A 20,664-nucleotide genomic window follows, 5' to 3' on the forward strand; every position below is an offset into this window, starting at 1 on the left:
AACTCTGTTCGGCTTAGATCTTGTCGTGTTTTGGAGGCGCGCGTGAGTGTTCATGTTGTGCAGGGCGATATTACGCAGTTGCCAGTGGATGCGATCGTGAATGCCGCCAACCCGTCCTTGCTCGGCGGAGGGGGCGTGGATGGGGCCATCCATCATGTCGCCGGGCCGAAACTGCTGGCGGAGTGCCGGGGTCTCGGCGGGTGCGAGACCGGAGAGGCCAAGGTGACGGGGGCCTACGACCTGCCCGCGCGTATCGTGATCCATACGGTAGGCCCTGTCTGGCGCGACGGTGCCTCGGGCGAGGACGCGCTATTGGCGCGCTGCTACGCCAACTGCCTGCGTCTGGCGCAAGAGCAAGACTGCCAAAGCATCGCGTTCCCCGCAATCTCTACCGGGGTCTACGGATTTCCGCCTGACCGCGCAGCGGAGATTGCGGTGACCTCGGTTGCGGGTAGTCGATTGGATGTAAGGCTCGTCGCGTTCGATGCGCGCAGCGAGCAGCACCTGAACAATGCTTTCCAGAATTGGGAGCGAGGCAATGTTTAGCAAAATCCTGATCGCCAATCGGGGCGAGATCGCCTGCCGGGTCATGGAAACCGCGCAGCGCATGGGCGTGACCTGTGTCGCGGTCTATTCCGATGTGGATGCGACGGCCAAACATGTGGCGATGGCGGATGAGGCGGTGCAAATCGGCGGCGCCGCCCCTGCGGAAAGCTATCTCAGGGGCGATGTGATCATCGAGGCCGCGCTCGATAGCGGGGCGCAGGCGATCCATCCGGGATATGGCTTTCTCAGCGAGAATCCCGATTTCGTTGATCTGGTCGAGGCGGCGGGGCTGACCTTCATTGGCCCATCAGCGGATGCGATCCGCAAGATGGGCCTCAAGGATGCCGCCAAGGTGCTGATGGAGCAGGCAGGCGTGCCGGTGGTGCCCGGTTATCATGGCGACAATCAGGACCCGGGGCATCTGGCTGGGCAGGCAGATGCGATCGGGTATCCGGTCCTGATCAAGGCGGTTGCGGGCGGGGGTGGCAAGGGGATGCGGCTGGTCGAGCGCCCCGAGGAGTTCTCCGAGGCGCTGGACAGTGCGCGCGGCGAGGCCAGAACTGCGTTTGGAAATGACGCCGTATTGGTCGAGAAATTCGTCTCCAAACCGCGCCATATCGAGGTGCAGGTCTTTGGTGATGGCACCCATGCGGTGCATCTGTTCGAGCGGGATTGTTCGCTGCAACGCCGCCACCAGAAGGTGATCGAAGAGGCCCCGGCGCCGGGGATGACGCCTGAGATGCGCGACGCGATGGGGCAGGCGGGCGTGCGCGCGGCCGAGGCGATCGGCTATAAAGGGGCGGGCACGGTGGAATTCATCGTCGACGCCTCAGACGGGCTGCGCCCGGACCGGTTCTGGTTTATGGAGATGAACACCCGCCTGCAGGTCGAACACCCGGTCACCGAGGCGATCACCGGCATAGATCTGGTCGCCTGGCAGTTGCGCGTGGCCTCGGGCGAGGCGCTGTCCTTGCGGCAGGCGGATCTGTCAATCACCGGTCATGCCTTCGAGGCAAGGCTTTATGCCGAGGATGTGCCCAAGGGGTTCCTGCCCGCGACCGGAACGCTGACCCATCTGTCCTTCCCGGACGGGTGCCGCGCCGATAGCGGTGTGCGGGCAGGGGATACGATCAGCCCGTGGTATGACCCGATGATCGCCAAGGTGGTGGTGCACGGCCCGACCCGCGCGGTGGCGCTGGCCCGGCTGGATCGCGCCCTGCGCGGGACGCAGGTGGGCGGTACCGTGACCAATCTGGGGTTTCTCGGTGCATTGACATGTCATGCGGGGTTTGCCGCGGGTGATGTCGATACCGGGCTGATCGCGCGCAATCTGGATCAACTGGTCAGCGCGGCGGAGCCCGAACCGCGCCATGTGGTTGCGGCGGCGATGCGCGCACTGGATTTGATTGAACCACGCGATGACACCGGTTTCACCCTTTGGGCTCCGTTGCACCGGGCCGTGCATCTGAGCTGGCAGGGGGAGCCTATTGCGGCGGATGTGCAGGTCGAAGGCCAGGATCATCAGCTCTGGCAGATCGGGCCCGATCAGGTCCGCGCCGCGCGCCATCAGGGTCAGTGGCGGATTGCCGGGCAGGTGATGCCTGAGACCGCGCTCTCCGGGAGCACGGTCACGGTGTTTGACGCCTACGGGCTGGCCTTCGAGAATTGCGACCCGCTGGATCGCGATGCTTCTGGCGGTGGCGATACCAATGTGATCGAGGCGCCGATGCCGGGTCTGGTCAAGGCGGTGTTTGCCACCCCCGGACAGCAGGTCCGCGAAGGGGACCGGCTGGCGGTGCTGGAGGCGATGAAGATGGAACATGCCTTGCTGGCCGCGCGCGATGGCGTGGTGGCCGAGGTGTTGTCATCCGAGGGCGCGCAGGTCGAGGCCGGCGCGGCGCTGGTGCGCCTGCAGGAGGAATGAGGTTGCGTCCCGGCAAGGCGCGGCGCAGGCTGCACCGACAAGCGCTGCGCATGTTGCGCGCAAAGACAGCAGGAAGGATGCCGGGATGAGCGAGCGGGTCGAGATTTTCGAGGTCGGACCTCGGGACGGGTTGCAGAACGAAGCGCGCGATATTCCGGTCGCCGAGAAGATCGCGCTGGTCGACTGCCTGAGCCGGGCCGGGTTTTCCCGGATCGAAATGGCCAGCTTTGTCTCACCCGAACGCGTGCCGCAGATGGCCGGGTCGGGCGAGGTCCTGAACGGGATCACTCGCGCCGAGGGCATCCGCTATGCGGCGCTGGTCCCGAACATGCGCGGCTACGAGGATGCGCTGGCAGCCGGTGCTGATGAGATCGCGGTGTTTGCCTCGGCTTCCGAGGGGTTCTCCAAGGCCAATATCAACGCCTCTATCGCCGAGTCGATTGCGCGGTTCGAACCCATCCTGGAGGCCGCGCGCCATATCGATCTGCCGGTGCGGGGCTATGTGTCCTGCGTGACCGATTGCCCTTATGACGGGCCGACCCCGCCAGACAAAGTGGCAGAGGTGGCAGACCGGCTGTTTGGTCTGGGCTGCTATGAGATTTCGCTGGGTGATACGCTGGGCAAAGGCACGCCGGATAGCATCGTGCGGATGCTGCTGGCGGTGCGCGAGGCGGTGCCGGTGACCCGGCTGGCCGGGCATTACCACGACACTGGTGGTCATGCGCTGGACAATATCGATGCCTCCCTGTCGATGGGTGTGCGTGTCTTTGACGCTGCTGCGGGTGGTCTGGGCGGCTGCCCCTTCGCGCCGGGTGCCGCAGGCAATGTGGCTACCGAGGCTGTTGCGGCACATCTGAAACGGTTGGGCTACGAGACCGGTCTCGACACCGCCATTCTGGCTGAGGCGGCGGATATGGCGCGCGCCATGCGGGCGGGATGAATGCCGGTGCTGATCTGCCTGTCCGGCCTGCTAGGCGTGGGCAAGACAACCATAGCCCGGCAGTTGGCACGGAAAATGGGCGCGCTCTGGCTTTGGCTGGATGAGGTCGAGACCGCGATGAAGGCATCTCAGATGCAAGTGGTGGATGATCTGGCTGATGGGGGCTATGCGGCGCTGCGCGCGGTCGCGAAAGGGGCGTTGCGGCAGGGCTTTGACGTGATCGCGGACAATGTGAACCCGATCGAACTGACCCGCACGCCGTGGCGCGCTGTGTCACAAGAGGTCGCTGCCAGCCACATCGATGTCGAGTTGATATGCTCTGATCCTGACACGCATCGATACCGCGTGGAAAACCGCAAGGTAGCCTTGCCCGGATGGGTTGGTCCGGATTGGCAGTCGGTGCAGGCGCGTGAATATGACCCGATGCCACAGCCAGATCTGCGCATCGACACTGCGCTTACGTCAGTTGATGAAAGTTTCGCGCGGATTTACGCGTTGATCAAAACAGAAAACTAGGAGGACGGCGTGTTCGAAACCCTTTCCATAGCTACCGACGACCGGGGCGTCGCCACGCTGATGCTGAACCGACCCGAAAAGCACAATGCCATGTCCGGCCAGATGCTCGCGGACTTGACACTGGCAGCGGCGGAACTGGCCCAGGATGACGCTGTGCGGGTGGTGGTTCTGACCGGTGCGGGCAAATCCTTCTGCGCGGGCGGCGATCTGGGCTGGATGCAGGCGCAGATGGCGGCGGACCGGGACACGCGCTTCACCGAAGCGCGCAAGCTGGCCGAGATGCTGCAGGCGCTCAATACGCTGCCGAAACCGCTGATCGGCGCGCTGCAGGGCAATGCGTTTGGTGGCGGTGTCGGACTGGCCTCGGTCTGTGATGTGGCCATCGGGGTGGAGAGCCTGAAAATGGGTCTGACCGAAACGCGGCTGGGTCTGATCCCGGCCACGATCGGACCTTACGTGATCGCGCGCATGGGTGAAGCGCGGGCGCGGCGGGTCTTCATGTCCGCGCGGCTGTTTGGGGCAGCAGAGGCGGTTGAACTCGGTCTACTCGCGCATGCCGTGCCAGAGGATGCGCTGAGCGAGGCGGTTGAAGCCGAGGTTGCGCCCTATCTGAGTTGCGCCCCCGGAGCCGTGGCCTCGGCCAAGGCGCTGGCCCGCAGTCTTGGGCCGCGCATCGACGACGCGGTTATCGACGCCACCATCAAATTACTTGTCGCGCGCTGGGAGACCGCAGAGGCGCAGGAAGGGATCGCCGCATTTTTTGACCGCCGACCGGCGGCGTTTGTCGGCAAGTCATAACGGGGCCAAAGAAACCCGGTATCCTCGTCCCGCAGCCACCAATGAAGGAGACATTCATGCCTCTGAAACCCAATCACATGTCAATCGTCGTGAACGAGGTCGAACCCGCGAAAGAGTTCCTGTCCCTGCTCGGGTTTGAGGAAACGCTCACAAAGGTCATCTCCGGGCCGATCATGGAGGAATATCTTGGTGTTCCGGGTATTGAGGCCGAACATATCACGATGGTGCTCAAAGGGGCGGACCCGTATTTCGATATCCAATTGTTGAAGTATCACTCACCCGTCTCGCCGCAGAACGAGCATATCCGCGACCTTTCGGCCATTGGTTTCAACCACTTTGCTTTTGCGGTCGATGATCTGGACGCGATACTCGCCCGGTTGAAACAGGCGGGCGTAAAGATGCGCAACAAGGAAATGGATTATCGCGGCTACAAGATGGCGTTCATCTGGGGGCCGGAGGGGCTGACATTCGAACTGGTGGAGCATGGCAGCTAGGGGCAGGGCGCATCAACCACCCTGCGATATCGCCCCGCGCTGAACCGGGCGTTGCGGCGTTTATTGGCGATCTGCCTCATTCGCGATTGTTTGCGAAAAATCCCATGCTTATGCGTCGATAATACGCGGAAGATACCCCCGCGCTTGGTTGACGCCTCTAGGGTGCGGCGCTAGAGAATGATGCGTCAACTCGCCAATTGACGGCGCGCCCGATGCGGGCCGCGCGGGAAAGGAGCCATTCGTGGAAGAGCTGTTGCGGGAATACCTCCCGATCCTGGTGTTTCTGGCCGTTGCGACAGGTTTGGGCATCGTCCTGATTCTCGCCGCTGTTGTGCTGGCGGTCCGCAACCCCGATCCCGAAAAGGTCAGCGCTTATGAATGCGGTTTCAACGCCTTCGATGATGCGCGGATGAAGTTCGATGTCCGGTTCTATCTGGTGGCGATCCTGTTCATCATTTTTGACCTCGAAATCGCCTTCCTGTTCCCCTGGGCCGTGGGGTTCAAGGATATCTCTGATGTCGGCTTCTGGTCGATGATGGTGTTCTTGGGGGTTCTGACCATCGGCTTCGCTTATGAGTGGAAGAAGGGGGCGTTGGAATGGGATTGATGACCGGAGCGAACACGGCTGGCGTCGACAAAGAGGTCGCCACCCAGGCTCTGAATGCCGAGTTGCAGGACAAGGGCTTCCTGCTGACCTCGACCGAGGACATCATCAACTGGGCGCGCACCGGTTCGCTGCACTGGATGACCTTTGGTCTGGCCTGCTGCGCGGTTGAGATGATGCACACCTCGATGCCGCGTTATGATGCTGAACGTTTCGGTATCGCGCCGCGCGCCTCCCCGCGCCAGTCGGATGTGATGATCGTGGCCGGTACGCTCACCAACAAGATGGCGCCCGCGCTGCGCAAGGTCTATGACCAGATGCCCGAGCCGCGCTACGTCGTTTCGATGGGCTCCTGCGCCAATGGCGGCGGCTATTACCACTACAGCTATTCCGTGGTGCGCGGCTGCGACCGGATCGTACCGGTCGACATCTACGTACCCGGCTGCCCGCCCACCGCCGAGGCACTGCTTTACGGTCTGATGCAGTTGCAACGCAAGATCCGCCGTACAGGGACAATTGTCAGATGAGCGACGCGCTTCAGGAACTCGGAACCCATATCGAACTGAAACGCTCCGATTGTGTGCTGTCCTGGGAGATTGCGCATGGGGAGTTGAACTTGAATGTGGCCCCGTCAAACATTCTGGGGCTGATCGAGTTTCTCAAGTCCGACCCGACCTGCCGGTTTTCGACCCTGGTCGATATCACCGCCGTGGACTACCCCCAGCGCCCGCAGCGCTTTGACGTGGTCTATCACCTGCTCAGCATGTTTCAGAACCAGCGCATCCGTCTGCGGGTGTCGATCCGCGAGCAGGACATGGTCGCCTCGATCATCGAGATCCACCCCTCGGCCAACTGGTTCGAGCGTGAGGTGTTCGACATGTTCGGCATCCTGTTTTCGGGCCACCCGGACCTGCGTCGCATCCTGACCGATTACGGCTTTCGCGGTCATCCGCTGCGCAAGGATTTCCCAACCACCGGCTATACCGAAGTACGCTACGACGAGGCACAAAAGCGCGTGGTTTATGAGCCGGTCTCACTGGTGCAGGAATACCGCCAGTTCGATTTCATGAGCCCGTGGGAGGGGGCCGAATACATCCTTCCCGGCGATGAGAAACAGGAGGCTGAATAATGGGAACCCTTTGGTGGCTGATCCTGTCGGCCCTGACCGCGATCCCGATGGTCAAGTTGCTGCCGTTCTTTGGTATCAACAAATACTGGGCGGCGGCTTGCCTGATCCCCTTCGGGACCATCGCACTGCTCTGGTGGATGGGTCTGAAGCTTCAGGAACTGGAGAAGCGGTGATGGTGGGCATTGCCCAAGAGAGTGATACCCAGTCCATCCATGCGCTTGCAGTGGCGTATTGCGAAGCGATTCACCACTCTAAATCAGATGTTTTTGTGGATATGTGTCACGATAAATTTCTGATGACGGCCGTGACCGGCACGGGTGGAACTGTGTTCTGGGACAAGGCCGCCTATTTGGATCGTGTCGCGGGCAGGGATCCTTTTCCCGGCGATCCCTCATTCGAGATCCTGAGTGTGGATGTGGCGGGTGATGAGACGGCGCGCGCGCATCTTTGGGTGGATGTGCCGCCCCGCCGGTTCGAGGATCATCTGGGGTTTGTCCGGGACGGCGGCAAATGGAAACTGATCACCAAAGTGTTCCGGACCATGGATGGTCCGGCACTTGAAGGGTAGGGAACGCTCATGGACGGCTCCAGAGGATATGAAGACGCCCTGACCGGCGAGCAGAAGATCCGGAATTTCAACATCAATTTCGGCCCCCAGCACCCCGCCGCCCATGGCGTGTTGCGGATGGTGCTGGAACTGGATGGCGAGATCGTTGAACGCGCGGACCCGCATATCGGCCTGCTGCACCGTGGCACCGAAAAGCTGATGGAAAGCCGGACCTACCTGCAAAACCTGCCCTATTTCGACCGGCTCGACTATGTGGCCCCGATGAACCAGGAACATGCCTGGTGTCTGGCCATCGAAAAGCTGACTGGCGTCGAAGTGCCCCGCCGCGCATCGCTGATCCGGGTGCTTTACAGCGAAATCGGCCGCATCCTGAACCACCTGCTGAACGTGACCACGCAGGCAATGGATGTGGGCGCGCTGACCCCGCCGCTCTGGGGTTTTGAAGAGCGCGAAAAGCTGATGGTCTTCTATGAACGCGCCTGTGGTGCGCGCTTGCACGCGGCCTATTTCCGCCCGGGTGGTGTGCATCAGGATCTGCCCGACGCGCTGCTCGATGATATCGAGACGTGGAGCCACGAATTCCCGAATGTGCTCGAAGATATCGATGGTCTGCTGACCGAGAATCGCATCTTCAAACAGCGCAACTGCGATATCGGCGTTGTGAGTGAAGAAGACATCCAGCTTTATGGCTTCTCCGGCGTGATGGTGCGTGGATCGGGCCTCGCCTGGGACCTGCGCCGCGCGCAGCCCTATGAATGCTATAACGAGTTCGAGTTTCAGGTGCCGGTAGGCAAGAACGGCGATTGCTATGACCGCTATCTGGTCCGCATGGAAGAGATGCGCCAATCGCTGCATATCATCCGTCAGGCCATCGCCAAGCTGCGCGAAACACCCGGAGACATTCTAGCGCGCGGCAAGATCACGCCGCCTTCGCGCTCGGACATGAAGACCTCGATGGAAAGCCTGATCCACCACTTCAAACTATACACCGAAGGCTTCCACGTCCCCGCAGGCGAGGTCTATGCCGCCGTCGAGGCCCCCAAGGGAGAGTTCGGTGTCTATCTAGTGGCCGATGGCACCAACAAGCCTTATCGGGCGAAACTCCGTGCGCCTGGCTTTCTGCACCTACAGGCGATGGATCATGTGGCTGGTGGGCACCAACTGGCCGACGTGGCGGCGATCATCGGCACCATGGATGTGGTGTTCGGGGAGATTGACCGGTGATGCGGGCGTTGATTGTACCGGCTGTCCTGCCCCTTGCTGGCCCGGCCCTGGCCGAGCAGCCAGCGATCAGCGATCTTGTTGCCGATACAGCTGTGCTAACCAGCATTCGCCCAAGCGTCGTTTTGCTTGAGGGCAAGACGATGGGCACGTTTGTCTGCCGTTTCAGAGTTACGGATGAAGACTTTGCCGCCTATGTGGCGGATGGCGAGATCGATCAATCCGCCGATCGCGTGGTCTGCATCCCGATCGAGGAGCTAAACAACTAAATGCTGCGCCGTCTTCATCCCGAGCAACCCGACAGCTTCGCCTTCACGCCCGCCAATCTGGCCTGGGCCGAGGGGCAGATCACCAAATACCCCGACGGGCGGCAGGCCTCGGCGATCATCCCGCTCTTGTGGCGCGCGCAGGAGCAGGAAGGGTGGCTGAGCCGCCCGGCGATCGAAGCGGTCGCCGATATGCTGGGCATGGCCTATATCCGCGCATTGGAAGTGGCCTCGTTCTACTTCATGTTCCAGCTGCAACCGGTTGGATCGGTTGCGCATATTCAAATTTGCGGCACCACCTCCTGCATGATCTGTGGGGCCGAAGACCTGGTCGCGGTCTGCAAGGAGAAGATCGCCGAGAAGCCGCATGTGGTCTCTGCCGATGGCAAGTTTTCCTGGGAAGAGGTGGAGTGCCTCGGCTCCTGCACCAACGCGCCGATGGCGCAGATCGGCAAGGATTATTATGAGGACCTGACCACCGAAAGCCTCGCCCGGATCATCGATGAGATGGCGGCGGGCAAGGTGCCCACGCCGGGACCGCAGAACGGGCGTTATGCCTGCGAGCCGCTGAGCGGGCTGACCAGCCTGACCGAGCATGAGGACGGCAAACCCGCCCAGAACGCCTCGGTCGCGCTGGCCACGGATATCGGCGACACGATCAAGCGGATCGACGGCAGTGAAGTGCCACTGCTGACCCCCTGGGTGGGCAAGGACGGCAAAGTTGTCAGCCGCGATGCCAAGGACATGCCGCCACCCGCGCCCGAGGCACCGAAACCGGCGGTGAAACAGGCGGCGGAGGCAAAACCGGCCAAAGCCGCATCGGATGCCACCACGGAAGAGGCGCCGGAAACGCTGGAGGGCGCGCGCGGGGGCGAGCCGGATGACCTCAAGCTGCTCAAGGGGGTCGGGCCGAAGCTGGAACAGACGCTCAATGAACTTGGGTTCTATCATTTCGACCAGATCGCCGCATGGACGCCGATCCATATCGCCTGGGTCGACAGCCGCCTGAAATTCAAGGGCCGGGTCGAACGGGATGGCTGGATCGCACAGGCCGCTGATCTGGCTGCGGGCAAAGAAACCGAATTCGCGAAACGCGCCAAGAAAGACGGGAAAAACGAAGACTGAGCACGATAAGGGAGACGACAGATGACCGGTACAAGCAATCAGAAAAGCTGCGCTGCGCGCGGTTGGCGGGCGGCGGCCTTTGGGGGCGTTGGATTTGCGGTGTTGTACATGGTCATCGGCGGTGCCGGACTGATTGGCGCAGTGATCGCCGGGCTGGTGGTGTTCGGTGCGATCGGCTTTGTGGCGTCGCGCTTCCTCTGTCCGAACACGAAAGACGAAAACACCTCTGCGCCCGCGCCAAAACCTGCGGCCCAAGCGACGCCAGCGCCCGAGGCCAACGCGCCCGCGCCCGAACCCGAGACGCCATCGCCCGCAGTTGAGCCAGAGCCTGCCCCGATAGCGGAAGCTCCGGCGCAAGCGGCTGCAGAGCCGGAACCGGTCACCGCCGCAACAGCGCCCGCTCCGGCGGCAAGCGCAGCGGCGGAGTCAGTCGTGAAACCCTCGACCGTATTGGCGGGGGAACAAGAACTTGCCAGCCGCAAGGGCAGCTGGCGCTATGAAGGAAAAACCGCCAGCTAGGCGGCGAGATGTGAATGGACAAGGAACAGGCCATCGCCCGCAAGGGCCGCCATATCGGGGTGGTGATCGCCGTCACCATGGTGGCGTGGCTGGCGCTGACCCTGTTCATCGGTCCGGCGATCGGGTTGCCGGGCCGCTACGCGCTGCTGTTTGACCTCGCCGCTCTGGCCGGGTTCGTCTATGCGGGCGTCAATATTTTGCAACTCTGGCGCATGCGCCGGGACAGTCAGGGATAACCGGCGATGCTGAAAGATCAGGACCGCATCTTTACCAACCTTTACGGGATGCATGACCGCACGCTGAAAGGCGCGCAGGCGCGCGGCCATTGGGACGGCACCGCCGGGATCATTCAGAAGGGCCGCGACTGGATCATTCAGAACATGAAGGATAGCGGGCTGCGCGGGCGCGGCGGCGCGGGCTTTCCCACCGGTCTGAAATGGTCCTTCATGCCCAAGGAAAGCGATGGCCGGCCCGCCTATCTGGTGGTCAATGCCGACGAATCCGAGCCCGGCACCTGCAAAGACCGCGAGATCATGCGCCATGATCCGCATACGCTGATCGAAGGCTGCCTGATCGCGTCTTTCGCGATGAACGCCCATGCCTGCTATATCTATATTCGCGGCGAGTATATCCGCGAGAAAGAGGCGCTGCAGGCCGCGATTGACGAGGCGTATGAGGCCGGTCTGGTGGGGCGCAATGCCGCCGGTTCGGGTTGGGATTTCGACATCTTCCTGCATCACGGGGCGGGGGCCTATATCTGCGGCGAGGAAACCGCGCTGCTGGAAAGCCTTGAAGGTCGCAAAGGCATGCCGCGGATGAAGCCGCCGTTTCCTGCCGGTGCGGGGCTTTATGGCTGCCCGACCACGGTGAACAACGTGGAATCCATCGCCGTCGTGCCCACCATCCTGCGGCGCGGGCCGGACTGGTTCAGCGGGTTTGGACGACAGAACAATGCGGGCACCAAGCTCTTTGCGATCTCGGGCCATGTGAACAACCCCTGCGTCGTCGAAGAGGCGATGTCGATCCCCTTCGAGCAATTGATCGAGGCCCATTGCGGCGGCATTCGCGGCGGTTGGGACAACCTGCTGGCGGTGATCCCGGGCGGCTCGTCTGTTCCCTGCGTGCGCGGCGAAGACATGCGCGGCGCGATCATGGATTTCGACCATCTGCGCAACGATCTGGGCTCTGGGCTCGGCACGGCGGCAGTGATCGTGATGGACAAGTCCACCGACATCATCAAGGCGATCTGGCGGCTGTCGAAATTCTACAAACACGAAAGCTGCGGCCAGTGCACGCCTTGCCGCGAGGGCACCGGTTGGATGATGCGGGTGATGGATCGTCTGGTGCGCGGCGAGGCCGAACTGGAAGAGATCGACATGCTGTTTGACGTGACCAAACAGGTCGAGGGCCATACGATCTGCGCACTGGGCGACGCGGCGGCCTGGCCGATCCAGGGCCTGATCCGCAACTTCCGCGAAGAGATCGAGGACCGCATCAAGGCACAGAAATCAGGGCGCATGGGCGCGATGGCGGCGGAGTAAGAAAATGGCTCGCCGCAACGCGACAGGTCGGTTCATGGAATGGCTAGGATCATTGGAGTCAAGGTCGATTCCAGGAAATCGCAGCCTGTTCCCCGATACCTGTCCGCGTTGCAATACCTCCCCTTTCCCGGCCGGTACATGTCAGGAGTGCGGGCTCACGATACCTGATTCGAAACCGCATAAATTGTTCTCAGAAAACAACATTCCGGGTTTCGTTTTTGCTGCTGTTTGCTGGACGCTCGCTTTGGCCGCTCTGTTTGCCATCCTGTTTCGCAGTTTTGGGAGTTGAGCGATTGGTTGTAGAGAAGCGCCATATCGCCGAGTTCAACATAGGCACCCTGCGCTACGATTGGGATGATCCGCGTGTGAAGGACTTCGCGGACAATCTCGACCGTGTGAACGCCATCGCGGCGCGCAGCCCCGGCTTTGTCTGGCGGATGCCGGATGAGGACATGGAGGCGGCGCAACTGGATGCGGGCGGCCCTCTAGGTGGCGACCCACGAACCGCTTCGACCCTGTCGGTCTGGGAAGACATGGAAAGTCTTGAGCGCTTCGTCTGGGGCACGGTGCATAAGCAGTTTTACGACCGCAAGCTGGAATGGTACGCCCCGAGTGACGCGCTGCGTTTGGTGCTCTGGTGGGTGCCGGTGGGCCATCGGCCCAGTATAGGCGAAGCGATGGAGCGATTTCGATTTCTCGACCGGCATGGCGATACCGATCATGCCTTTGGCTGGGCGCATGCCTCGGATGCATCGCTTTGGAAAACTGCGCAATGTGACAAGGTCGCATAGGAGGATCGGCATGGAAACGACACTACTTTATTCCCACGCAATCGCCTCGCTGGTGATCTTTACCCTGATCATTCTGGTCATGTCGCCCTTCACGGCGCTGGCCAAGCAGGCCAAGGGTTTGGCCCCGGGTGCAACGCCCGAGCAGGACTACGACGACCGCGCCTATCGCATGAACCGCGCCTATCTGAACTGCACCGAGACGCTGCCCGCCTTTTTGACCGTGGTTGTCGCGGCGATCCTGACCGGGGCAAGCCCGTTCTGGGTGAACCTGCTGGCCTCGCTGGCACTGGTGGCGCGTATCCTGATGCTGGTCATTCATGTGCAGGGGCTGGGCGGCCCAAACATGAGCCTGCGCTCTTTCGCTTATGTGGGCGGCTGGCTCTGCATGATCCTGATTGGTCTTCTGGCACTGGTGGCGCTGTTTTGATGCAACCTGACGGATATCATCTGGCCGAGCTCAATATCGGTCGCCTGCTGGCCCCAACGGATGATCCGCGCGTGGCCGAGTTCATGGCCAATCTCGACCGGATCAACGGGCTGGGCAAACGGATGTCGGGCTTTGTCTGGATGATGGAAGGCTCGGGCGAGCCGGGCACCGGCAATACCGAAAACGCCATCGGCGGTGATCCGCAACTGGTATCCAATCTGACCGTCTGGGAGGACGTGGCCAGCCTGGAACGCTTTGTCTGGGGCACGGTCCACAAGCAGTTCTATGAACGCCGCGCCGAGTGGTTCGAGGTGTTGGGCAAGATGCATTTCGTGATGTGGTGGGCGCCTGCGGGGCATGAACCCACACTCGACGAGGCTCTGGAACGGCTGGACCATCTGAATGCACATGGGGCCAGCGAACATGCGTTCGATTGGGCCTATCTGGCGGATGCCAAGATGTGGCACAGCCATGGCTGTGCACCGGTTGCTGCGGAATAGGGAATACGAATGTTTGCAACTCCTCCCCTCCAGCTCTCTTTTAGGCCCGCAGTGGTGCTTTGCCTCGTCGGGCTGCTGGCCGCGTGCGGCGGTCAGAGCAAGGAGGATCAGATCCTCTTTGACGGTCAGGCCTTCCGCACCAAGGCCTCCGCGGTGGACAAGCGCCGAACGCGGGCGGAGTTCACTGTGACAATCGATGACGTCACTCGCTCGCTTGATGGTGCGCGTGAGGCAGGGCGCTATCAGGGCACGCGTTATTGCATCGAGAATTACGGCAATTCCGATATCAAATGGGCCGTCGGGCCGGATACCGACCCGGCGCAATTGCGGGTGGTGGATGGCAGGCTGACCTTTCAGGGAACCTGTCAGCGCCCATGAGCATGTCTGGGGCATATCCTCGCCAATGGCAGTCGCTGTTATTGAATAGCGCCCGCGCAATTGTTCGTTCTGGTGCGTCTGGAACGAAAGGAAATCCAATGACCTGTTTTAAAACCGCTTTGCTTGCGCTTTGCCTGACCCTGCCGACGATGGTTTGGGCAAAACCGCCCCTGCGCGACGTGCCCGAGATCGACAATGAGCTTTATTTCATCGCCATCGCAAATGAGATCGACAAGTATTGCGATAGTATCAGCGGTCGCAGGCTAAAGGCGATCGGGGTGATCTGGGACCTGAAGTCCAAGGCCAATGCGCTCGGTTACTCGGATCGCGAAATTCGCGCCTATGTGGATTCGGATACCGAAAAGGCCCGCATGCGCCGCAAGGGCGAGGCCTATTTGGCGCAGAACGGCGTCAGCTATGATCAGCCCGAGACTTTCTGTGTGCTGGGCCGCTCCGAAATTGATAGAAACAGCGCCGTCGGCGTGTATTTGAGGGCGAGGTGAGATGAAGCTGATCTTATTCGCTACTACCGCGCTGCCCATGGCGTTGGGATTGTCCGCCTGTCAGATTTCGACCGGCGGCTCCGCTCAGGTTGGTGTGCAGACCGGCGCGGTCAGCCCTACACTACGTGACGAGCGCGGCATCCGGCGCTTCGCGAACAAGATTGCCAACGTGATGCCAAAGCAGGCATTGCCGAAAGGACAAATGATCCATGTCTGACCTTCGCAAAATCAATATCGACGGCACCGAGATCGAAGTGGACGGGGCGATGACCCTGATCCAGGCCTGTGAGCAAGCGGGGGTGGAAATCCCGCGTTTCTGTTACCACGAGCGGCTCTCGATCGCGGGCAATTGCCGGATGTGTCTGGTCGAGGTTGTGGGCGGCCCGCCCAAACCCGCCGCGTCCTGTGCGATGCAGGTACGTGATCTGCGCCCCGGACCCGAGGGGCAGGCACCGCAGGTCAAGACGAACTCGCCCATGGTCAAAAAGGCCCGCGAGGGCGTGATGGAGTTCCTGCTCATCAACCACCCGCTGGATTGCCCGATCTGCGATCAGGGTGGGGAATGTGATTTGCAAGACCAGGCAATGGCTTACGGCGTGGATTTCAGCCGGTTCCGCGAAGCCAAGCGCGCCGTTGATGACCTCGATCTGGGGCCGCTGGTTGAGACTCACATGACCCGCTGTATCTCCTGCACCCGCTGCGTGCGCTTCACCACAGAGGTGGCGGGGATCACCCAGATGGGCCAGACCGGGCGCGGCGAAGATGCCGAGATCACCTCGTATCTGGGCGAGACGCTGGCCAGCAATCTGCAAGGCAACATCATCGATCTCTGCCCGGTGGGCGCGCTGACCTCAAAGCCGTATGCCTTCACCGCGCGGCCGTGGGAACTGACCAAGACCGAAAGCATCGACGTGATGGATGCGTTGGGCTCGAATATCCGCGTCGACACTAAGGGGCGCGAGGTGATGCGGATGCTGCCGCGCAACCATGATGGCGTGAACGAGGAATGGATTTCCGACAAGACCCGTTTCGTCTGGGACGGGCTGCGCCGCCAGCGGCTGGACCGGCCCTATGTGCGCATCGACGGCAAGCTAAAGCCCGCACCTTGGCCCGAGGCGCTGTCAGCGGCGGCCAAGGCGATCAACGAGGCGCAGAAACTGGCTGGAATCGTCGGCGATCTGGCGCCGGTCGAGGCGGCCTTTGCGCTCAAACAAATGATTGAGGGCAAGGGCGGCGTCGTGGAATGCCGCACCGATGGCGCGAAGCTGCCGGCAGGCAACCGCGCGGGTTATGTCGGCACTGCTGCCATCGCGGATATCGACAGCGCCGAGCGCATCCTGCTGATCGGCACCAACCCGCGCGACGAAGCGCCGGTGCTGAATGCGCGTATCCGCAAGGCATGGACGCATGGCGCGCAGGTTGCGCTGGTCGGGCCATCGGTTGATCTGACCTATGATTATTATCATGCAGGCGACGACCGCGCGGCGCTGCAAAAGGTCGCTGATATGGGCGGTGATGACGAGATACGGAGCAAACGCTCGCTGGTGATCGTCGGGCAGGGTGCCTTGCAAGAGGCCGACGGTGCCGCCGTTCTGGCCGCTGCGCAGACCATTGCTGCCAATACCGAAAGCGGGCTTTTGATCCTGCACACTGCGGCGGGCCGTGTCGGCGCGCTGGATGTGGATGCCACCAATGAACGCGGCATGGAGGCTGTCGCAGAGGCCGACGTGATCTACAACCTCGGCGCCGATGAGGTCGAGATCGGCGCCAAAGACGACGGAGGCGCTTTCGTGATCTATCAGGGCAGCCATGGTGACCGGGGCGCGCATCGCGCCGACGTGATCCTGCCGGGCGCGGCCTATACCGAAGAGGCGGGATTGTTCGTGAACACCGAAGGCCGCCCACAGCTCGCCATGCGCGCGGGCTTTGCGCCGGGTGATGCCAAGGAAAACTGGGCCATCCTGCGCGCGCTCTCGGCAGAGCTGGGCGAGGCGCTGCCTTATGACTCGCTGGCGCAACTGCGCCAGACTCTGGTCAAGGCGGTGCCGCATCTGAAGCAGGTCGATCAGGTTGTTGAGAACGAAGGCGACGCGCTCCCCAACGGCGTGCTCGGGCAGGCCAGCTTCCGCTATGCGCTGCGCGATTTCTACCTGACCAATCCGATTGCGCGGGCCAGCCAGTTGATGGCGGAGCTGTCGGCGCAGGCCAAAGCGCGCGGCGGCGAGAAGATCGCCGCCGAATGATCCGACCCGCACTCATATCGCTGGCCCTTCTGGCCGCCTGCGTGCCTCAGCCGCAGGAGGAGGTGTCGCAATTCGCGCCCGACTATCTGGGTGTCGAGGCGGTTTCGCTCGACAGCGATCTGGTGCAGATCGATCTCAGGATGCGCGGCGCGCGCGGCCCCGAGGATGTGGATCGCTATGGCGAATGCGCCGCGGCGGGATACACGCTCAGCCAGGGCTATGGTTTTGCGCGGCATTTACGGACGAATATCGATGAAAAGGGTGGCGTGTGGACGGCGGATGCTGTTTACACCATCTCGCCGACCCTGCCACGCGGTCTCATGACCATCGACGCAGAGGTCATGGTCGCGGATTGCGCGGAAAACGGAATACCCACGGTGTGAGGACGCATGGCAGATTTCTTTAGCACCCCAGGCGGCATAGCCCTGATCATCTTGGCGCAAGTCATTGCGGTTGTGGCTTTCGTGATGATCTCGCTGTTGTTTCTGGTCTATGGCGACCGCAAGATCTGGGCCGCCGTGCAGATGCGCCGGGGGCCGAATGTGGTGGGGGCCTATGGCTTGCTGCAATCGGTGGCTGATGCGCTGAAATATGTGGTGAAAGAGGTGGTCATTCCCGCCGGGGCCGACCGCACCGTGTTCATCCTTGCGCCGTTGACCTCGTTTGTACTGGCGATGATCGCCTGGGCGGTAATCCCGTTCAACGATGGCTGGGTGCTGAGCGATATCAACGTGGCCATCCTTTATGTCTTCGCCGTCTCCTCGCTTGAGGTCTATGGCGTGATCATGGGCGGTTGGGCCTCAAACTCGAAATACCCGTTCCTTGGATCCCTGCGCTCTGCCGCGCAGATGATTTCCTACGAGGTTTCCATAGGTCTGATCATCATCGGTGTGATCATCTCCACCGGAAGCATGAATTTCGGTGCCATCGTGCAGGCGCAGGACGGCAATCTGGGTCTGTTCAACTGGTACTGGCTGCCGCATTTCCCGATGGTATTCCTGTTCTTCATCTCGGCACTGGCGGAAACCAACCGGCCTCCGTTTGACCTGCCCGAGGCGGAATCGGAACTGGTTGCGGGCTATCAGGTGGAATATTCGGCCACGCCCTTCCTGCTGTTCATGGCCGGCGAATATATCGCCATCTTCCTGATGTGCGCGCTGACCACGCTCTTGTTCTTCGGCGGCTGGCTCTCGCCCATTCCGGGCCTGCCCGACGGGGTGCTGTGGATGGTCGCCAAGATGGCGTTCTTCTTCTTCCTGTTTGCCATGGTCAAGGCGATCACGCCGCGCTACCGCTATGACCAGTTGATGCGGCTGGGCTGGAAAGTCTTCCTGCCGTTCTCGCTGGGCTGGGTGGTGTTCGTGGCCTTCGCTGCCAAATTCGACTGGTTCTGGGGCGCGTTTGCCCGTTGGAGCACCGGAGGCTGAAATGACCCAGATCGACTATACCCGCGCCGCCAAGTACTTTCTGCTTCAGGATTTTTGGAAAGGCTTCAAGCTGGGCATGAAGTATTTCTTCGCCCCCAAGGCCACCGTGAACTACCCGCATGAAAAAGGCCCGCTTTCCCCGCGCTTCCGCGGCGAACATGCGCTGCGCCGTTATCCGAACGGCGAGGAACGCTGCATCGCCTGCAAGCTCTGCGAGGCGATCTGCCCGGCGCAGGCCATCACCATTGACGCCGAGCCGCGCGAAGATGGCAGCCGCCGCACCACCCGCTATGACATCGACATGACCAAATGCATCTATTGCGGCTTCTGTCAGGAGGCCTGCCCGGTCGATGCCATTGTCGAAGGCCCCAATTTCGAGTTCGCCACCGAAACCCGCGAAGAGCTGTTCTATGACAAGCAGAAGCTGCTGGACAACGGCGAACGCTGGGAGGCCGAGATCGCCCGCAATCTTGAACTGGACGCGCCCTACCGATGAATGACACGCCCAACAACCCGTTCGAAGCGATGATGGCGCAGGCGCAGGAGATGGCCAAGGCGCTCAACCCGGCGCTGGAAAGCTTCAGCCCGAAAGGGTTCGAGGCGCTCTGGCCGAAGATGCCGAAAGAAGCAATGGAGCTGATGTTCGGCAACGCAGTCAACAAGGACGGGCTGGATGCCAGGACCCGTCTGCTGCTGACGCTGGCCGGGCTGACCATGCAGGGCGCGCAGGCCGACACGGCGGTGCGCCAGACCGTGCGCCACGCGCTGGAGGCGGGCGCGCGCGAACAGGAGATCGTCGAAACGATCGGCCAGATGTCGGTCTTCGCCGGCATCCCCGCCATGACCCGTGCGCTGAACCTGGCGAAAGAGGTCATGGGTGACAGCGAGGAAGACGAAACATGACCGCATTTGCCTTCTATCTCTTTGCAATCTGCGCCATCGCGGGCGGGCTCTTTACCGTGATCAGCCGTCAGCCGGTTCATTCGGTACTGTGGCTGATCCTGTCCTTCCTGTCCTCGGCGGGTCTGTTCGTGCTGCTTGGGGCCGAGTTTGTCGCCATGCTGCTGATCATCGTTTATGTGGGCGCGGTTGCTGTGCTGTTTCTCTTCGTGGTGATGATGCTGGATGTGGATTTCGCCGAGCTCAAGGCCGAGATGGCGCGCTACATGCCGCTGGCCCTGCTGATCGGGCTGGTCATCCTGATGCAGTTCGTCATGGCCTTCGGAGCCTGGGAAAGCGCACAGGCCGCCGAGAGCCTGCGGGCGCAGGTGACGCCCACCGACATGCACAACACGCAGGCGCTGGGCGTGATCCTCTATGACCAGTATTTCCTGCTGTTCCAGCTTGCAGGCCTGATCCTGCTGGTCGCCATGATCGGCGCCATCGTGCTGACCCTGCGCCACCGGCAGGACATCAAGCGCCAGGACATCATCTCCCAGATGATGCGCGATCCGGCGCAGGCGATGGAGCTGAAGGACGTGAAACCGGGGCAGGGGTTGTGAAGATGTGTGTTTGGACGGGCATTAAGGCGAGAACTGCCGCAGCCTGCGGTCTGGTTTTCATCGCAGGCGGTGCAAGTGCCGCAGAGAACGAGATCGAAAACCCGCTCGATACCGTGAACAAGCATTTTGAAGTGGCGAGCAAGGATTTTGGCGGCGGCGTCACGCAACTGCACGCCCGCAAGGAAGGGGCGGATGGGACCGAGCATCTGATCTATCACTTCGACTGTTCGAACCAGAAATACGATCTGTTCTATAACGACGCGGAAACGCCCGACAGCCTGCCTGACATGGTGGACGCGCCGTTTGTAGAACCGCTCGAACCGGAAGACATTGTTGGGCCTTTGGCGCAGCACACCTGTACGAAATACGGCTACCCGCTGCTGGAATGGTGAGGATATGATCGGACTTGAACACTACCTGACCGTCGCGGCGACCCTGTTTGTCATTGGCATTTTCGGCCTGTTCCTGAACCGCAAGAACGTGATCATCCTGCTGATGAGCATCGAGTTGATGCTGCTCGCGGTGAATATCAACCTTGTGGCCTTTTCCAGTTTCCTCGGTGATCTGGTCGGGCAGGTCTTTACCCTCTTTGTGCTGACCGTGGCCGCCGCCGAGGCCGCCATTGGCCTCGCCATTCTGGTCTGCTTCTTCCGCAATCGCGGCAGTATCGCCGTCGAAGACGTCAACGTAATGAAGGGCTGA

General features: G+C 61.6%; 31 protein-coding genes. All 31 read left to right on the plus strand.

The annotated features are described in order from the left end of the window. Window positions 1-42: 42 nt before the first annotated feature. Entirely contained in the window at window positions 43-546 is a 504-nt protein-coding gene (locus Q5Y75_RS00135) for an O-acetyl-ADP-ribose deacetylase (protein WP_306193321.1), read from the plus strand. Continuing rightward, window positions 539-2,470, plus strand: coding sequence for an acetyl/propionyl/methylcrotonyl-CoA carboxylase subunit alpha (locus tag Q5Y75_RS00140; RefSeq protein WP_306193322.1), 1,932 nt, complete (start codon window positions 539-541; stop codon window positions 2,468-2,470). The genes Q5Y75_RS00135 and Q5Y75_RS00140 overlap by 8 nt, the downstream gene beginning before the upstream one ends. A gap of 85 nt (window positions 2,471-2,555) precedes the next feature. Continuing rightward, a complete protein-coding gene (locus Q5Y75_RS00145; protein ID WP_306193323.1) occupies window positions 2,556-3,410 on the plus strand; it encodes a hydroxymethylglutaryl-CoA lyase in 855 nt (284 codons plus the stop codon). Then, window positions 3,411-3,926: a P-loop nucleotide/nucleoside kinase family protein gene (locus Q5Y75_RS00150; RefSeq protein WP_306193324.1), complete on the plus strand. Its 516-nt coding sequence runs from the start codon at window positions 3,411-3,413 to the stop codon at window positions 3,924-3,926. Between the two features lie 9 nt (window positions 3,927-3,935). Continuing rightward, the gene (locus Q5Y75_RS00155) at window positions 3,936-4,724 is read left to right on the plus strand and encodes a crotonase/enoyl-CoA hydratase family protein (protein ID WP_306193325.1); all 789 of its coding nucleotides are present in this window, start codon (window positions 3,936-3,938) and stop codon (window positions 4,722-4,724) included. A 56-nt stretch (window positions 4,725-4,780) separates the two neighbouring features. After that, on the plus strand, window positions 4,781-5,218 hold the full coding sequence (locus Q5Y75_RS00160) for a VOC family protein (protein ID WP_306193326.1): 438 nt from the start codon (window positions 4,781-4,783) through the stop codon (window positions 5,216-5,218). Window positions 5,219-5,459: 241 nt separating this feature from the next. Beyond that, on the plus strand, window positions 5,460-5,825 hold the full coding sequence (locus Q5Y75_RS00165; protein WP_306193327.1) for an NADH-quinone oxidoreductase subunit A: 366 nt from the start codon (window positions 5,460-5,462) through the stop codon (window positions 5,823-5,825). Beyond that, entirely contained in the window at window positions 5,816-6,349 is a 534-nt protein-coding gene (locus Q5Y75_RS00170) for a NuoB/complex I 20 kDa subunit family protein (RefSeq protein ID WP_306193328.1), read from the plus strand. Before Q5Y75_RS00165 ends, Q5Y75_RS00170 begins: the two co-directional genes overlap by 10 nt. Further along, window positions 6,346-6,951 carry an NADH-quinone oxidoreductase subunit C gene (locus tag Q5Y75_RS00175; protein WP_306193329.1) on the plus strand — a complete coding sequence of 202 codons (606 nt, stop codon included), beginning with the start codon at window positions 6,346-6,348 and terminating at the stop codon, window positions 6,949-6,951. Before Q5Y75_RS00170 ends, Q5Y75_RS00175 begins: the two co-directional genes overlap by 4 nt. Then, the gene (locus Q5Y75_RS00180; protein ID WP_306193330.1) at window positions 6,951-7,124 is read left to right on the plus strand and encodes a hypothetical protein; all 174 of its coding nucleotides are present in this window, start codon (window positions 6,951-6,953) and stop codon (window positions 7,122-7,124) included. Before Q5Y75_RS00175 ends, Q5Y75_RS00180 begins: the two co-directional genes overlap by 1 nt. Continuing rightward, window positions 7,124-7,519: a nuclear transport factor 2 family protein gene (locus tag Q5Y75_RS00185; protein WP_306193331.1), complete on the plus strand. Its 396-nt coding sequence runs from the start codon at window positions 7,124-7,126 to the stop codon at window positions 7,517-7,519. Before Q5Y75_RS00180 ends, Q5Y75_RS00185 begins: the two co-directional genes overlap by 1 nt. A 9-nt stretch (window positions 7,520-7,528) precedes the next feature. Then, window positions 7,529-8,743, plus strand: a complete 1,215-nt coding sequence (locus Q5Y75_RS00190; protein ID WP_306193332.1) for an NADH-quinone oxidoreductase subunit D — start codon at window positions 7,529-7,531, stop codon at window positions 8,741-8,743. Beyond that, the gene (locus Q5Y75_RS00195) at window positions 8,743-9,009 is read left to right on the plus strand and encodes a hypothetical protein (protein ID WP_306193333.1); all 267 of its coding nucleotides are present in this window, start codon (window positions 8,743-8,745) and stop codon (window positions 9,007-9,009) included. The genes Q5Y75_RS00190 and Q5Y75_RS00195 overlap by 1 nt, the downstream gene beginning before the upstream one ends. After that, window positions 9,010-10,131, plus strand: a complete 1,122-nt coding sequence (gene nuoE / locus Q5Y75_RS00200) for an NADH-quinone oxidoreductase subunit NuoE (RefSeq protein WP_306193334.1) — start codon at window positions 9,010-9,012, stop codon at window positions 10,129-10,131. A 21-nt stretch (window positions 10,132-10,152) separates the two neighbouring features. Continuing rightward, entirely contained in the window at window positions 10,153-10,650 is a 498-nt protein-coding gene (locus tag Q5Y75_RS00205) for a hypothetical protein (RefSeq protein ID WP_306193335.1), read from the plus strand. Between the two features lie 14 nt (window positions 10,651-10,664). After that, window positions 10,665-10,886, plus strand: a complete 222-nt coding sequence (locus Q5Y75_RS00210) for a DUF5337 domain-containing protein (protein ID WP_306193336.1) — start codon at window positions 10,665-10,667, stop codon at window positions 10,884-10,886. Window positions 10,887-10,892: 6 nt separating this feature from the next. After that, window positions 10,893-12,191: an NADH-quinone oxidoreductase subunit NuoF gene (nuoF, locus tag Q5Y75_RS00215; protein WP_306193337.1), complete on the plus strand. Its 1,299-nt coding sequence runs from the start codon at window positions 10,893-10,895 to the stop codon at window positions 12,189-12,191. 293 nt (window positions 12,192-12,484) lie between these two features. After that, complete coding sequence (locus tag Q5Y75_RS00220) at window positions 12,485-12,982, plus strand: DUF3291 domain-containing protein (RefSeq protein WP_306193338.1); 498 nt, start codon at window positions 12,485-12,487, stop codon at window positions 12,980-12,982. A 10-nt stretch (window positions 12,983-12,992) separates the two neighbouring features. Continuing rightward, window positions 12,993-13,409: an MAPEG family protein gene (locus tag Q5Y75_RS00225; RefSeq protein ID WP_306193339.1), complete on the plus strand. Its 417-nt coding sequence runs from the start codon at window positions 12,993-12,995 to the stop codon at window positions 13,407-13,409. Further along, the gene (locus Q5Y75_RS00230; RefSeq protein ID WP_306193340.1) at window positions 13,409-13,909 is read left to right on the plus strand and encodes a DUF3291 domain-containing protein; all 501 of its coding nucleotides are present in this window, start codon (window positions 13,409-13,411) and stop codon (window positions 13,907-13,909) included. Before Q5Y75_RS00225 ends, Q5Y75_RS00230 begins: the two co-directional genes overlap by 1 nt. A 54-nt stretch (window positions 13,910-13,963) precedes the next feature. Further along, the gene (locus Q5Y75_RS00235; RefSeq protein ID WP_306193341.1) at window positions 13,964-14,287 is read left to right on the plus strand and encodes a hypothetical protein; all 324 of its coding nucleotides are present in this window, start codon (window positions 13,964-13,966) and stop codon (window positions 14,285-14,287) included. A gap of 98 nt (window positions 14,288-14,385) precedes the next feature. Further along, window positions 14,386-14,790, plus strand: coding sequence for a DUF5333 domain-containing protein (locus Q5Y75_RS00240; RefSeq protein ID WP_306193342.1), 405 nt, complete (start codon window positions 14,386-14,388; stop codon window positions 14,788-14,790). Window position 14,791: 1 nt separating this feature from the next. Beyond that, window positions 14,792-15,007 carry a hypothetical protein gene (locus tag Q5Y75_RS00245; RefSeq protein ID WP_306193343.1) on the plus strand — a complete coding sequence of 72 codons (216 nt, stop codon included), beginning with the start codon at window positions 14,792-14,794 and terminating at the stop codon, window positions 15,005-15,007. Then, the gene (gene nuoG / locus Q5Y75_RS00250) at window positions 15,000-17,033 is read left to right on the plus strand and encodes an NADH-quinone oxidoreductase subunit NuoG (protein WP_306193344.1); all 2,034 of its coding nucleotides are present in this window, start codon (window positions 15,000-15,002) and stop codon (window positions 17,031-17,033) included. The genes Q5Y75_RS00245 and nuoG overlap by 8 nt, the downstream gene beginning before the upstream one ends. Further along, entirely contained in the window at window positions 17,030-17,416 is a 387-nt protein-coding gene (locus Q5Y75_RS00255) for a YNQ4 family lipoprotein (RefSeq protein WP_306193345.1), read from the plus strand. Before nuoG ends, Q5Y75_RS00255 begins: the two co-directional genes overlap by 4 nt. A gap of 6 nt (window positions 17,417-17,422) precedes the next feature. After that, the gene (gene nuoH, locus Q5Y75_RS00260; protein WP_306193346.1) at window positions 17,423-18,460 is read left to right on the plus strand and encodes an NADH-quinone oxidoreductase subunit NuoH; all 1,038 of its coding nucleotides are present in this window, start codon (window positions 17,423-17,425) and stop codon (window positions 18,458-18,460) included. A gap of 1 nt (window position 18,461) precedes the next feature. Continuing rightward, window positions 18,462-18,956, plus strand: coding sequence for an NADH-quinone oxidoreductase subunit NuoI (gene nuoI, locus Q5Y75_RS00265; protein WP_306193347.1), 495 nt, complete (start codon window positions 18,462-18,464; stop codon window positions 18,954-18,956). Next, window positions 18,953-19,363, plus strand: a complete 411-nt coding sequence (locus Q5Y75_RS00270) for a carboxymuconolactone decarboxylase family protein (RefSeq protein WP_306193348.1) — start codon at window positions 18,953-18,955, stop codon at window positions 19,361-19,363. The genes nuoI and Q5Y75_RS00270 overlap by 4 nt, the downstream gene beginning before the upstream one ends. Beyond that, window positions 19,360-19,962, plus strand: coding sequence for an NADH-quinone oxidoreductase subunit J (locus tag Q5Y75_RS00275; RefSeq protein ID WP_306193349.1), 603 nt, complete (start codon window positions 19,360-19,362; stop codon window positions 19,960-19,962). The genes Q5Y75_RS00270 and Q5Y75_RS00275 overlap by 4 nt, the downstream gene beginning before the upstream one ends. A gap of 2 nt (window positions 19,963-19,964) precedes the next feature. Then, on the plus strand, window positions 19,965-20,354 hold the full coding sequence (locus tag Q5Y75_RS00280; protein ID WP_306193350.1) for a hypothetical protein: 390 nt from the start codon (window positions 19,965-19,967) through the stop codon (window positions 20,352-20,354). A 4-nt stretch (window positions 20,355-20,358) separates the two neighbouring features. Continuing rightward, on the plus strand, window positions 20,359-20,664 hold the full coding sequence (gene nuoK, locus Q5Y75_RS00285) for an NADH-quinone oxidoreductase subunit NuoK (protein ID WP_024090650.1): 306 nt from the start codon (window positions 20,359-20,361) through the stop codon (window positions 20,662-20,664).

This window comes from Ruegeria discodermiae (assembly GCF_030758345.1).
In the GTDB taxonomy this organism is placed as follows: Bacteria; Pseudomonadota; Alphaproteobacteria; order Rhodobacterales; family Rhodobacteraceae; genus Ruegeria_C.

What these genes read in the sequence shown, in the direction of transcription:
- Q5Y75_RS00140 (WP_306193322.1), top strand. Translation starts at nt 539, where the DNA reads ATGTTTAGCAAAATCCTGATCGCCAATCGGGGCGAGATCGCCTGCCGG.
- Q5Y75_RS00145 (WP_306193323.1), top strand. Translation starts at nt 2,556, where the DNA reads ATGAGCGAGCGGGTCGAGATTTTCGAGGTCGGACCTCGGGACGGGTTG.
- Q5Y75_RS00150 (WP_306193324.1), top strand. Translation starts at nt 3,411, where the DNA reads ATGCCGGTGCTGATCTGCCTGTCCGGCCTGCTAGGCGTGGGCAAGACA.
- Q5Y75_RS00160 (WP_306193326.1), top strand. Translation starts at nt 4,781, where the DNA reads ATGCCTCTGAAACCCAATCACATGTCAATCGTCGTGAACGAGGTCGAA.
- Q5Y75_RS00170 (WP_306193328.1), top strand. Translation starts at nt 5,816, where the DNA reads ATGGGATTGATGACCGGAGCGAACACGGCTGGCGTCGACAAAGAGGTC.
- Q5Y75_RS00175 (WP_306193329.1), top strand. Translation starts at nt 6,346, where the DNA reads ATGAGCGACGCGCTTCAGGAACTCGGAACCCATATCGAACTGAAACGC.
- Q5Y75_RS00180 (WP_306193330.1), top strand. Translation starts at nt 6,951, where the DNA reads ATGGGAACCCTTTGGTGGCTGATCCTGTCGGCCCTGACCGCGATCCCG.
- Q5Y75_RS00185 (WP_306193331.1), top strand. Translation starts at nt 7,124, where the DNA reads ATGGTGGGCATTGCCCAAGAGAGTGATACCCAGTCCATCCATGCGCTT.
- Q5Y75_RS00190 (WP_306193332.1), top strand. Translation starts at nt 7,529, where the DNA reads ATGGACGGCTCCAGAGGATATGAAGACGCCCTGACCGGCGAGCAGAAG.
- Q5Y75_RS00195 (WP_306193333.1), top strand. Translation starts at nt 8,743, where the DNA reads ATGCGGGCGTTGATTGTACCGGCTGTCCTGCCCCTTGCTGGCCCGGCC.
- nuoE (WP_306193334.1), top strand. Translation starts at nt 9,010, where the DNA reads ATGCTGCGCCGTCTTCATCCCGAGCAACCCGACAGCTTCGCCTTCACG.
- Q5Y75_RS00205 (WP_306193335.1), top strand. Translation starts at nt 10,153, where the DNA reads ATGACCGGTACAAGCAATCAGAAAAGCTGCGCTGCGCGCGGTTGGCGG.
- Q5Y75_RS00210 (WP_306193336.1), top strand. Translation starts at nt 10,665, where the DNA reads ATGGACAAGGAACAGGCCATCGCCCGCAAGGGCCGCCATATCGGGGTG.
- nuoF (WP_306193337.1), top strand. Translation starts at nt 10,893, where the DNA reads ATGCTGAAAGATCAGGACCGCATCTTTACCAACCTTTACGGGATGCAT.
- Q5Y75_RS00225 (WP_306193339.1), top strand. Translation starts at nt 12,993, where the DNA reads ATGGAAACGACACTACTTTATTCCCACGCAATCGCCTCGCTGGTGATC.
- Q5Y75_RS00230 (WP_306193340.1), top strand. Translation starts at nt 13,409, where the DNA reads ATGCAACCTGACGGATATCATCTGGCCGAGCTCAATATCGGTCGCCTG.
- Q5Y75_RS00240 (WP_306193342.1), top strand. Translation starts at nt 14,386, where the DNA reads ATGACCTGTTTTAAAACCGCTTTGCTTGCGCTTTGCCTGACCCTGCCG.
- Q5Y75_RS00245 (WP_306193343.1), top strand. Translation starts at nt 14,792, where the DNA reads ATGAAGCTGATCTTATTCGCTACTACCGCGCTGCCCATGGCGTTGGGA.
- nuoG (WP_306193344.1), top strand. Translation starts at nt 15,000, where the DNA reads ATGTCTGACCTTCGCAAAATCAATATCGACGGCACCGAGATCGAAGTG.
- Q5Y75_RS00255 (WP_306193345.1), top strand. Translation starts at nt 17,030, where the DNA reads ATGATCCGACCCGCACTCATATCGCTGGCCCTTCTGGCCGCCTGCGTG.
- nuoH (WP_306193346.1), top strand. Translation starts at nt 17,423, where the DNA reads ATGGCAGATTTCTTTAGCACCCCAGGCGGCATAGCCCTGATCATCTTG.
- nuoI (WP_306193347.1), top strand. Translation starts at nt 18,462, where the DNA reads ATGACCCAGATCGACTATACCCGCGCCGCCAAGTACTTTCTGCTTCAG.
- Q5Y75_RS00270 (WP_306193348.1), top strand. Translation starts at nt 18,953, where the DNA reads ATGAATGACACGCCCAACAACCCGTTCGAAGCGATGATGGCGCAGGCG.
- Q5Y75_RS00275 (WP_306193349.1), top strand. Translation starts at nt 19,360, where the DNA reads ATGACCGCATTTGCCTTCTATCTCTTTGCAATCTGCGCCATCGCGGGC.
- Q5Y75_RS00280 (WP_306193350.1), top strand. Translation starts at nt 19,965, where the DNA reads ATGTGTGTTTGGACGGGCATTAAGGCGAGAACTGCCGCAGCCTGCGGT.
- nuoK (WP_024090650.1), top strand. Translation starts at nt 20,359, where the DNA reads ATGATCGGACTTGAACACTACCTGACCGTCGCGGCGACCCTGTTTGTC.